The organism is Kineosphaera limosa NBRC 100340 (genome assembly GCF_000298215.1).
Lineage (GTDB): Bacteria > Actinomycetota > Actinomycetes > Actinomycetales > Dermatophilaceae > Kineosphaera > Kineosphaera limosa.
In genome coordinates this window covers 1-469 of record NZ_BAHD01000023.1, presented here as the reverse complement: position 1 = coordinate 469, position 469 = coordinate 1, and the positions used below count along the sequence as shown (strand labels likewise).

General features: G+C 72.5%; 1 protein-coding gene. It reads left to right on the top strand.

Annotated features, from left to right (window positions below):
- The coding region (locus KILIM_RS07850) for a DUF222 domain-containing protein (protein WP_040562643.1) at window positions 1-469 on the top strand (469 nt) is incomplete at both ends.

Here is a 469-nt window from a genome sequence, read left to right as displayed (position 1 = left end):
GAAGCCGTATTCAGCGCAGCCCTGCACGCCCTGTCCAAGCCGCACGTCGACCAAGACACCGGCGAGCACGACCCCCGCACGCCGGGCACCCGCCGGCTGGATGCGCTGGTCACGATGGCCAAGCACGCCACGAACCCGGACAAGACGGTTCGCGGGTCCGGCGCGGCCGCGCGGATCATCGTGACGATCCCGCTGGCGGACCTGGTCGGGGGTCTGCACAGGACGAGTCTGGCCGAGCAGCTCGGGTTGTTCCCGGCCGAGGCGGAGGCCACGGCCGGCGCCCACGTCGGCGGCTTCGCCCCGACCGCGACAGCCACCGACAGCGACACGCCCGCCACCTGCGACAGAGGCAACGGCCATGCCGGTACTAGCGGTCACGCCGGTCCTAGCGGTCACGCCGGTGCTAACGGCCACGATCAGTGCTGCGACCAAGGCCCACTGGCCCCCGGCAGCGTCGGCGTGCTCGCGA